This is a genomic window from uncultured Dokdonia sp. (assembly GCF_937910895.1).
In the GTDB taxonomy this organism is placed as follows: Bacteria; Bacteroidota; Bacteroidia; order Flavobacteriales; family Flavobacteriaceae; genus Dokdonia.
In genome coordinates, this window is sequence record NZ_CALEMI010000094.1 from 1 (window position 1) to 9810 (window position 9810).

General features: G+C 36.3%; 8 protein-coding genes, 1 tRNA gene and 1 pseudogene. All 10 read right to left on the reverse strand.

Going from position 1 to position 9810, the window contains the following annotated elements; all coding sequences use genetic code 11:
• Positions 1-2205 (reverse strand): DNA-directed RNA polymerase subunit beta' (gene rpoC, locus Q0505_RS11790; protein WP_299213049.1); only part of this gene is annotated, 2205 nt, incomplete at its 3' end.
• A gap of 102 nt (positions 2206-2307) precedes the next feature.
• Entirely contained in the window at positions 2308-6126 is a 3819-nt protein-coding gene (rpoB, locus tag Q0505_RS11795) for a DNA-directed RNA polymerase subunit beta (protein WP_299213051.1), read from the reverse strand.
• A 199-nt stretch (positions 6127-6325) separates the two neighbouring features.
• Positions 6326-6700: a 50S ribosomal protein L7/L12 gene (gene rplL, locus Q0505_RS11800; protein WP_299213053.1), complete on the reverse strand. Its 375-nt coding sequence runs from the start codon at positions 6698-6700 to the stop codon at positions 6326-6328.
• 59 nt (positions 6701-6759) lie between these two features.
• Positions 6760-7281 carry a 50S ribosomal protein L10 gene (gene rplJ, locus Q0505_RS11805; protein ID WP_299213055.1) on the reverse strand — a complete coding sequence of 174 codons (522 nt, stop codon included), beginning with the start codon at positions 7279-7281 and terminating at the stop codon, positions 6760-6762.
• A 10-nt stretch (positions 7282-7291) separates the two neighbouring features.
• Positions 7292-7990 (reverse strand): 50S ribosomal protein L1, encoded by a 699-nt coding sequence (gene rplA, locus Q0505_RS11810; protein ID WP_299213057.1) that lies wholly within the window; start codon positions 7988-7990, stop codon positions 7292-7294.
• 20 nt (positions 7991-8010) lie between these two features.
• On the reverse strand, positions 8011-8451 hold the full coding sequence (gene rplK / locus Q0505_RS11815; protein ID WP_299213059.1) for a 50S ribosomal protein L11: 441 nt from the start codon (positions 8449-8451) through the stop codon (positions 8011-8013).
• Between the two features lie 83 nt (positions 8452-8534).
• On the reverse strand, positions 8535-9089 hold the full coding sequence (gene nusG, locus Q0505_RS11820) for a transcription termination/antitermination protein NusG (RefSeq protein WP_299213061.1): 555 nt from the start codon (positions 9087-9089) through the stop codon (positions 8535-8537).
• Between the two features lie 10 nt (positions 9090-9099).
• Entirely contained in the window at positions 9100-9300 is a 201-nt protein-coding gene (gene secE / locus Q0505_RS11825; RefSeq protein ID WP_299213062.1) for a preprotein translocase subunit SecE, read from the reverse strand.
• A gap of 111 nt (positions 9301-9411) precedes the next feature.
• Positions 9412-9484, reverse strand: a tRNA-Trp gene (locus Q0505_RS11830).
• Positions 9485-9590: 106 nt separating this feature from the next.
• Positions 9591-9810, reverse strand: a pseudogene (gene tuf / locus Q0505_RS11835) (elongation factor Tu); the annotation flags it as partial.

Here is a 9810-nt window from a genome sequence, read left to right on the forward strand (position 1 = left end):
AGCTCCAGAATCTAACATCATAAATACAGAGTTAAATCCTTGCTGATCTTCACGGATACGCTTCATAGATAATTCTGTAAGCGTAGCATTTGTAGAAGTCCAAACATCAATAACTTGATTATAACGCTCTGTATTGGTAATAAGACCCATATTATAAGACCCTGTAATTACGTCTACTTGACCGTTTGCATCGTCAATCATGGATTGCTTTTCAGCTGGAATAATAATATCCCCAAGTGAGAATGATAATCCTCCACGGAATGCATATCCGTATCCCATCGTCTTGATAAGATCTAAGAATTCTGCAGTTTGTGGCACACTCGTCACTTTTAATATATTACCAATGATATCACGTAGTGATTTCTTAGTCAATACTTCATTAATAAAACCTGCTACCTCTGGTACAGCTTCATTAAATAATACACGACCTACGGTAGTATCAATTACTTGATATGTAAGTTCTCCTTCTTTATTATAATCTAAAGCACGTACTTTGATCATCGCATTAATATCTACGCGCTTCTCATTGTAGGCTATCGTTACTTCCTCTGCAGAGTAGAATGTAATTCCTTCTCCTTTTACATGAAACTCAGGAGTCGATTTTCTGGCCTTTGTCATATAGTAAAGACCTAATACCATATCCTGAGACGGTACCGTTACTGGAGCTCCGTTTGCAGGGTTTAAGATATTATGAGAAGCCAGCATTAATAATTGCGCTTCAAGAATCGCTTCTGGACCTAATGGTAAGTGTACCGCCATTTGATCTCCATCAAAATCGGCGTTAAATGCTGTACATACCAATGGATGTAACTGTATTGCTTTTCCTTCAATAAGTTTAGGTTGAAATGCTTGTATCCCTAAACGGTGAAGTGTAGGAGCACGGTTTAGAAGTACTGGATGTCCTTTAAGAACATTTTCCAGAATATCCCAAACAACAGGCTCTTTCTTATCTATAATTTTCTTTGCTGATTTAACGGTCTTTACAATTCCTCTTTCGATCAGTTTACGGATTACAAAAGGCTTATAAAGCTCGGCTGCCATTCCTTTAGGAAGACCACACTCAAATAATTTAAGTTCTGGTCCAACGACAATTACCGAACGTGCAGAATAATCAACACGCTTACCAAGTAAGTTTTGACGGAAACGTCCTTGCTTTCCTTTTAATGAATCTGAAAGTGATTTAAGTGGTCTATTGCTATCTGTTTTTACGGCAGATGACTTACGTGTGTTATCAAAAAGTGAATCTACAGATTCCTGTAGCATACGCTTTTCATTACGTAAAATCACTTCTGGAGCTTTGATTTCCATCAAACGCTTCAAACGGTTATTACGTATAATAACACGACGGTATAAATCATTTAAATCTGAGGTTGCAAAACGTCCTCCGTCAAGTGGTACCAATGGGCGTAATTCTGGTGGAATTACAGGTACTACTTTCATAATCATCCATTCAGGAAGATTTTCTCGGTTTTTATTTGCATCCCTTAACGCTTCTACAACCTGAAGACGTTTAAGTGCTTCTGTTTTACGTTGTTTTGACGTTTCGTTATTTGCTTTATGACGTAAGTCATAAGAAAGACTATCTAAATCAATACGTCTTAATAACTCAATAAGACACTCTGCACCCATCTTTGCGATGAATTTATTAGGGTCTGTATCGTCAAGATATAAATTCTCTTGTGGTAATGCATCTAATATATTCAGGTATTCTTCTTCTGTTAAGAAATCCATTTTTTGTAATGGCTCTCCTTCTTCATTTGTTGCAATACCTGCTTGAATGACTACATAACGCTCATAATAGATAATCATGTCAAGCTTCTTAGAAGGAAGCCCTAATAAATATCCAATTTTGTTTGGTAAACTTCTGAAATACCAGATGTGTGCTACAGGAACCACAAGACTAATGTGTCCTACACGATCACGACGTACCTTTTTCTCTGTTACTTCTACACCACAACGGTCACATACGATTCCTTTGTAACGTATTCTTTTATATTTTCCACAAGCACACTCATAATCCTTCACAGGACCAAAAATACGCTCACAAAACAACCCGTCACGCTCTGGTTTGTGCGTACGATAGTTGATAGTTTCTGGCTTTAAAACTTCACCTTTTGAAGCTCCCAAGATTGACTCTGGAGAAGCAAGACCTATAGAGATCTTGTTAAAGCTTTTTTGAGTTGCATTATCATTATTTCTTGCCATAATTCAATGTATGTCGAATTAATTAAAATTGTGTTGTTTGATAGTCCGCTTTCGCGAAAGCGTACGTATTAAAAATACACTTTCGCATCAGGGTATATCAAACTACTCTTCCAGACGAATGTCTAGTCCTAGTCCTTTAAGCTCGTGCATCAATACGTTGAACGATTCTGGTAAACCTGGCTCTGGCATAGGTTCTCCTTTTACGATACTTTCGTATGTTTTTGCTCTACCGATTACATCATCAGACTTCACTGTTAAGATTTCACGTAAGGTTGCAGAAGCTCCGTAGGCTTCAAGAGCCCAAACTTCCATCTCTCCAAAACGCTGACCTCCAAACTGTGCCTTACCTCCAAGAGGTTGTTGCGTGATTAAGGAATAAGGTCCGATAGAACGCGCGTGCATCTTATCATCTACCATATGTCCTAGTTTTAACATATAAATTACACCTACGGTTGCTGGTTGATCAAAACGATCTCCTGTACCTCCGTCATATAAGTATGTATGTCCAAAACGTGGGATTCCTGCATCATCTGTTAAGGCGTTGATCTCATCTAGTGTAGCACCATCAAAAATAGGCGTCGCATACGTTTTTCCTAATTTTTGACCTGCCCAACCAAGTACAGTCTCATATATCTGTCCGATATTCATACGAGAAGGTACCCCTAATGGATTCAAAACGATATCTACTGGTGTTCCATCTTCTAAGAAAGGCATATCTTCCTGACGAACGATACGAGCAACAATACCTTTGTTACCATGACGTCCCGCCATCTTATCTCCTACTTTAAGTTTACGCTTTTTAGCAATATATACTTTAGCAAGTTTGATAATTCCTGAAGGAAGTTCATCTCCTACAGAGATGGTAAATTTCTCACGACGGAGATTTCCTTGAAGATCATTTTCTTTAATCTTATAATTATGAAGTAAATCTGCAATAAGAACGTTTGTATCTGTATCTGTGGTCCACGTACCTTGTGAAAGATGCGTATAATCTTCTACAGAGTTTAACATCTTGAGTGTATATTTCTTTCCTTTTGGAAGTACTTCTTCCCCAAGATCGTTCATAACACCTTGTGCTGTTTTACCATTTACTAGCTTAAATAATTTTTCAATTAATGTTGCTTGTAATTCGTCAAACTTCACGTCATACTGAGATTCAAGTATCGCAATATCCTCCTTATCTTTTGCTCTCTTACGCTTATCTTTTATGGCTCTTGCAAATAATTTTTTATTAATTACAACTCCATGAAGAGATGGTGATGCTTTTAATGAAGCATCTTTTACGTCTCCTGCTTTATCTCCAAAAATAGCACGAAGTAATTTTTCTTCGGGCGTAGGATCAGATTCTCCTTTTGGAGTGATCTTACCTATAAGTATATCCCCAGGTTTTACTTCTGCACCAATACGAATCATTCCGTTTTCATCAAGATCTTTTGTAGCCTCTTCTGAAACATTTGGAATGTCATTAGTTAACTCTTCATTACCTAATTTTGTATCACGTACATCAAGAGAGTACTCATCAATATGAATAGATGTGAAAATATCATTACGTACTACTTTTTCAGAAATTACAATCGCATCCTCAAAGTTATACCCTTTCCAAGGCATAAAGGCTACTTTCATATTTCGTCCAAGTGCTAACTCTCCGTTTTCTGTAGCATATCCTTGAGATAATACTTGGCCTTTATATACACGATCTCCTTTGCGCACTATAGGCTTAAGATTGATACTTGTACTTTGGTTTGTCTTACGGAATTTAATCAGATTGTACGATTTTATATCATCTTCAAAACTAACAAGTTTTTCATCTTCTGTACGATCGTATCTTATATCTATTCTATTAGCATCAACATACTCAATAGTTCCAGCTCCCTCAGCATTTATTAATACACGAGAATCTGTAGCTACTTGACGTTCTAATCCTGTTCCAACAATAGGAGCTTCTGCTCTTAACAATGGTACAGCCTGACGCATCATATTTGATCCCATCAATGCACGGTTTGCATCATCATGCTCCAAGAAAGGAATCAATGAAGCAGAAATAGATGCAATTTGATTAGGTGATACATCGGCATAGTGTACTTCCGTTTTTTCCACAACTGGGAAATCCCCTTCCATACGAGCAATTACTTTATCTAATTCGATAACACCGTCATCAGACATAGGATTGTTTGCTTGTGCAATTAACATTCCTTCTTCCTCTTCAGCACTTAAATATTTTGGTTCAGAGAGTAAATCTATTTTACCATTTTCTACTTTACGATATGGTGTCTCAATGAATCCCATACTGTTCACTTTTGCATATACAGAAAGTGAAGAGATTAGACCAATGTTTGGTCCTTCTGGTGTTTCAATAGGACATAAACGTCCATAATGTGTGTAGTGAACATCACGTACCTCAAATCCTGCACGCTCACGAGATAAACCTCCTGGTCCTAATGCAGACAAACGACGTTTGTGAGTAATCTCAGCTAATGGATTGGTTTGATCCATGAACTGCGATAGCTGGTTTGTTCCAAAGAAAGAATTAATTACAGAAGACAAAGTCTTTGCATTAATCAAATCTATAGGCGTAAATACTTCATTGTCACGAACATTCATACGCTCTCTAATGGTACGAGCCATACGAGCAAGTCCAACACCAAATTGTGCAGAAAGTTGCTCTCCTACAGTACGCACACGTCTATTAGAAAGGTGATCAATATCATCAATCTCTGCTTTTGAGTTAATTAACTCAATAAGATACTTAATGATGGTAATAATATCTTCTTTAGTAAGAACTTGCTTATCCATATCGATATCAAGTCCTAACTTTTTATTCATTCTGTAACGCCCAACTTCACCTAAGTTATAACGTTGATCAGAAAAGAATAATTTATCAATTATACCACGAGCAGTTTCCTCATCTGGCGGCTCTGCATTACGTAATTGACGGTATATATGTTCTACAGCTTCTTTTTCAGAATTTGTAGGGTCTTTTTGAAGCGTATTATGTATTATAGCATAATCTGCTTGCTGATTATCTTCTTTGTGTAAGAGAATTGTCTTAGCTCCTGCTTCTACAATTTCTTCTACATGTTCTTTCTCTAGTATCGTATCACGATCTAAAACGATCTCATTACGCTCTATAGATACAACCTCTCCTGTATCTTCATCAACAAAATCTTCATGCCATGTATTTAGTACACGTGCTGCAAGCTTTCGTCCTAGATATTTTTTAAGTCCTGTTTTAGAAACTTTAACCTCTTCTGCAAGATCAAAAATTTCAAGGATATCTTTATCCCTTTCAAAACCAATAGCACGGAAAAGAGTTGTTACAGGTAATTTTTTCTTACGATCAATATATGCATACATAACACTATTAATGTCTGTAGCAAATTCAATCCAAGAACCTTTAAAAGGAATTACTCTGGCAGAATAAAGTTTTGTTCCATTAGCATGGAAAGATTGTCCAAAAAATACGCCTGGTGAACGGTGTAATTGAGAAACTACGACACGTTCTGCTCCATTAATAACAAATGTACCACTTGGAGTCATGTAAGGAATGGTACCTAAGTACACATCTTGTACTATGGTTTCAAAATCTTCATGCTCTTCATCTGTACAATATAGTTTTAGACGTGCTTTTAAAGGTACACTATACGTTAGACCTCTTTCTATACACTCCTGTATAGAATATCTTGGAGGATCTACGAAATAATCTAAAAATTCTAGTACAAAGTTATTACGGGTATCTGTAATAGGGAAGTTCTCAAGGAAAGTATTATAAAGCCCTTCATCACCTCTTTCATCTGGTTTTGTCTCCAGCTGAAAAAAGTCTTGAAAGGATTTAACTTGAATATCCAAGAAATCTGGATAGTCAGGTCTATTCTTTACTGATGAGAAACTAATTCTTTCTGCTTGTTTTGCATCTTGCATCATCAACGAACGGAATTTGATTAGAAACTAGATTTACTGTTGAGTAAATCGATTATTGATTTTAGTTTTTAAGACATCAAAATCAAGAAAATGTCATTGTTACGGATATCGTAACCTTTATATACGACAAATGGTTTAGGTCAAATTACGCTTTCGCGAAAGCATAATTAACCTAAACCTTATATGTCTTTATTATGAGAGCTTACTTAAGCTCAACTTCAGCTCCTGCCTCTTCTAGTTGCGCTTTAAGTGCTTCAGCTTCATCTTTAGCTACACCTTCTTTTATTGGAGATGGAGCGTTATCAACTAATTCTTTTGCATCTTTAAGACCAGCACCAGTTAATTCTTTAACTAGTTTTACAACTGCTAATTTAGAAGCTCCAGCTGCTTTAAGGATTACGTCAAATTCTGTTTGAGCATCGCCTCCGTCTGCATCAGCAGCAGGACCAGCTTGCATAACTGCAGCAGCAGCAGCAGGCTCAATACCGTACTCATCTTTTAATATACCAGCTAACTCATTTACTTCTTTTACCGTAAGGTTAACTAATTGTTCTGCGAATTCTTTTAAATCTGCCATTTTCTATCGTTTTTTTAAAAAATAATCTTAATTATATAATTGTTAATAGTGCGTACTGCTTAACCTTCCTTTTCAGAAAGGGTTTTGATAATACCAGCGATTGTACTTCCACCTGATTTAAGAGCGCTAATAACGTTCTTAGCAGGAGACTGAAGTAATCCAACGATTTCTCCAATAAGTTCTTCTTTCGACTTGATATCTACCAGTGCATCTAATTGGTCATCCCCAACATAGATTGCTTCTTCTATAAATGCTCCCTTTAACAAAGGCTTATCGGCTTTCTTGCGAAACTCCTTAATTACCTTTGCTGGGGCATTACCCGTCTCTGACAACATGATTGCAGTGTTTCCTTTTAAAACTTCAGGAAGCTCTGCAAAATCTTTATCTGATGCATCCATTGCCTTTGAAAGCAATGTGTTTTTAACTACAGCTAATTTAATTCCTGCTTTAAAACAAGCACGGCGTAACTTAGATGTACTATCTGCATTCAATCCAGATATGTCAGCTAAATAAATGTGACTACTACCTGCTAACTGCGTGGTTAAATCTTCTATTACTCTTGATTTTTCTTCTCTTGTCATAATTTCTAATTTAACTAGTAGCGTACCCTTTAGCATCTACCTCAATTCCAGGACTCATCGTACTAGACAAGAAGATACTTTTGATATATACTCCTTTTGCTGTAGTAGGTTTTAATTTTACTAGTGTAGTAAGTAATTCTTTTGCATTACCTGCAATTTTATCAGCATCAAAAGATGCCTTTCCTACAGATGCGTGTATAATACCCGTTTTGTCAACTTTGAAGTCAATTTTACCAGCTTTTACATCTGCAACAGCTTTCGCGATATCCATAGTTACTGTACCAGTCTTTGGGTTAGGCATTAAACCACGTGGTCCAAGAACACGCCCTAAAGGTCCTAATTTACCCATTACACTAGGCATTGTAATAATAACGTCTACATCTGTCCAACCCCCTTTGATTTTATCAAGGTACTCATCAAGACCGACATAATCTGCACCAGCTTCTTTTGCTTCAGCCTCTTTATCTGGAGTAACAAGTGCAAGCACTTTTACATCCTTACCAGTTCCATGAGGTAGTGTAACTACACCACGAACCATCTGGTTTGCTTTACGAGGATCTACATTAAGACGTACAGCAATATCTACGGAAGCATCGAAATTTACGTTGCTTACTTCTTTTACTAAAGCAGAGGCATCAGTAAGACTGTATGCTTTACCAGCTTCAATCTTTCCTTGATTCTCTTTTTGCTTTTTTGTTAATTTTGCCATTTTAATTTTCTTTTTGGATGTTAAGCTGGAGCATCTCCACCTTTAACCGTAATACCCATTGATCTTGCAGTACCAGCAACCATTTTCATAGCGCTATCAATTGTAAATGCGTTTAGATCAGGCATTTTATCTTCTGCAATTGCTCTAACTTGATCCCAAGTTACTTTTGCAACTTTTTTACGGTTAGGTTCTCCTGAACCACCTTTTACTTTAGCTGCTTCCATTAATTGAACTGCTGCTGGAGGAGTTTTTATTACAAAATCAAAAGACTTATCTCCATAAACAGTAATAACAACAGGAAGCACTTTACCAGGCTTATCTTGTGTTCTAGCATTAAATTGCTTACAGAACTCCATGATATTAACTCCGGCTGCACCTAAAGCAGGTCCTACTGGTGGAGAAGGGTTTGCAGCACCTCCTCGTACTTGTAACTTTACAACCTTACTTATTTCTTTTGCCATTTTTCAAAATTTAACTTTGACTTGTTCTGAGAGTTGGAAGCAATAGAACAGAATCCAAAATATATTAGTGTAACACTTATTATTTATACTTTTTCTACTTGCATGTAGCTTAATTCCAAAGGTGTCTTTCTTCCAAATATCTTTACCATCACCTCTAACTTACGCTTTTCTTCATTCACTTTTTCTACGGTTCCATTGAATCCATTAAATGGACCATCTATAACCTTAATTGTTTCTCCAACACTGAAAGGAATTGCAACATTATCTTGTTTTACAGACAACTCATCTACTTTACCAAGCATACGATTGACTTCAGATTTTCTCAAAGGAACAGGATCTCCACCTTTCACTTCACCTAAAAAACCAATAACACCGTTAATTGACTTAATAATATGAGGAATTTCACCTCCTAAATAAGCCTTTACCATAATATAACCTGGAAAATAAACTCTTTCTTTGTTTATTTTCTTACCATTACGGATTTGAATTACTTTTTCAGTAGGAACTAAAACTTCTTCTATATAGTCTTCAAGTTTTAATCTATTAATTTCTTGCTCTATATAAGCTTTAATTTTATTTTCTTGACCACTTACGGCCCTTACTACATACCAATCTTTGGTGTTGTTTGTTTTAGCCATAGTTATAGAATTAAGCACCTACTATATTTTCAAAATACAACTTAATCACTTTACTAAATACAGAATCAACACCCCAAACTGCTAAAGAGAATATAATTGAAAAAACAGCAACTACAACCATAAGACGTTGCGCTTCCGCTAGTGGAGTCCACGTCACATGATTCTTTAACTCATTGTACGATTCTTGTACGTAATTTATAAATCCAGCCATAATTTTTAATTCTTATTCATTCTAAAAAACACTCTACATATAATGTAAGAATATTCTTTTTATATTATTTAAAAGCAATACACTTAAAAAAGTATTTCCCTCTTATATATGCACGGGTTGAGAGACTCGAACTCCCGACACCTGGTTTTGGAGACCAGTGCTCTACCAACTGAGCTAAACCCGTATAATAGTAGCATTAAAGGTATGTAAAAACAACCCCTCCTTTAAACAAAAGTCAAGGCGTTCCGAATAATCGGAACACCTTTACTTTTATAAATTCATTTATAATCTTAGTCTAGAATCTCAGTAACCTGACCTGCTCCTACTGTTCTACCTCCTTCACGGATTGCAAAACGAAGACCTAAGTTTAATGCGATAGGCTGAATAAGATCAACTGTTATCGTTAAGTTATCTCCAGGCATAACCATCTCAACTCCTTCAGGAAGGAAGATATTACCAGTTACGTCAGTTGTACGTACGTAAAACTGTGGACGATAGTTATTGTGGAAT

What these genes read in the sequence shown, in the direction of transcription:
- rpoB (WP_299213051.1), bottom strand. Translation starts at nt 6,126, where the DNA reads ATGATGCAAGATGCAAAACAAGCAGAAAGAATTAGTTTCTCATCAGTA.
- rplL (WP_299213053.1), bottom strand. Translation starts at nt 6,700, where the DNA reads ATGGCAGATTTAAAAGAATTCGCAGAACAATTAGTTAACCTTACGGTA.
- rplJ (WP_299213055.1), bottom strand. Translation starts at nt 7,281, where the DNA reads ATGACAAGAGAAGAAAAATCAAGAGTAATAGAAGATTTAACCACGCAG.
- rplA (WP_299213057.1), bottom strand. Translation starts at nt 7,990, where the DNA reads ATGGCAAAATTAACAAAAAAGCAAAAAGAGAATCAAGGAAAGATTGAA.
- rplK (WP_299213059.1), bottom strand. Translation starts at nt 8,451, where the DNA reads ATGGCAAAAGAAATAAGTAAGGTTGTAAAGTTACAAGTACGAGGAGGT.
- nusG (WP_299213061.1), bottom strand. Translation starts at nt 9,089, where the DNA reads ATGGCTAAAACAAACAACACCAAAGATTGGTATGTAGTAAGGGCCGTA.
- secE (WP_299213062.1), bottom strand. Translation starts at nt 9,300, where the DNA reads ATGGCTGGATTTATAAATTACGTACAAGAATCGTACAATGAGTTAAAG.